The 909-nt window shown below is 73.8% G+C and carries 1 protein-coding gene; it reads left to right on the top strand.

All coding sequences use genetic code 11. The annotated features are described in order from the left end of the window. The coding region (locus R1101_RS0124505) for a chorismate-binding protein (protein ID WP_016935766.1) at nucleotides 1–909 on the top strand (909 nt) is incomplete at both ends.

The raw sequence follows: 909 nt of genomic DNA, 5'->3' as shown, positions 1-909 counted from the left end.
TCCGCGACGCCACCCCACCGCGCAGCCCGATCACCGTCACCGCCCCCACCGCCCCGGAACCGGCACCCGAACCGGCCCCGCGGTATGTGCTCGCCAGCCGCCGCCTGCCGCTGCACCCCGACCCGTCCGCCGTCTACGAGGCGGTCTTCGCCCCCGGCCCGCACGGTTTCTGGCTCGACGGCAGCGCCGCCCTCGACCCGCAGTCGCGGTTCACCGTCCTCGGCAACGGCGCCGGACCTCGCGCCGACTATCTGACCTACCGGGTCGGTGAGGGCCTCGTGCGCGAACACCGCCCCGACGGCACCGTCGAGGAACACCACCGCACCGTCTTCGACCACCTGGCCGCCCGGCTCGCGCAGCGCCGCGTCGCCCCCCGCGACGACCTGCCGTTCGGGTTCGCGCTCGGCTACGTCGGTTATCTCGGCTACGAACTCAAGGCCGACACCGGGGGTCAACTCGTGCACACCTCCCCCTACGCCGACGCCGCGCTGGTGTTCGCCGACCGGGCGGTGGTCGTCGACCACGACGGGCGCTGCTGCTATCTGCTGGCCCTGACCGACGACGCCGACGATCCCGCGACCGGCGCCTGGTTCGACGCGACCGCCGCGATCCTGGCGGCCCTGCCCGAACCCGCCGCCGAGCAGACCCCGGTGCCGCTGGTCGGCGCGGACGGCGGCCCGCAGCTGCGGCTGCGGCACTCCCCGCAGCGGTATCTCGATCTGATCGCCCAGTGCCAGAACGAGATCCGCAGCGGCGAGACCTACGAGGTGTGTCTGACGAACACCGTCACCGTCGACGGCGGCCTCGACCCGCTCGGCACCTACCGGGTGCTGCGGCGGATCAGCCCCACCCCCTACAGCGCGCTGCTCGACTTCCCCGAGGTGGCGGTGCTCAGCGCCTCCCCGGAAC

Origin of the sequence: Rhodococcus sp. R1101 (assembly GCF_000278445.1) — a bacterium.
GTDB classification, from domain to species: Bacteria; Actinomycetota; Actinomycetes; order Mycobacteriales; family Mycobacteriaceae; genus Rhodococcus; species Rhodococcus gordoniae.
This window is presented reverse-complemented; position numbering and strand designations above follow the sequence as displayed.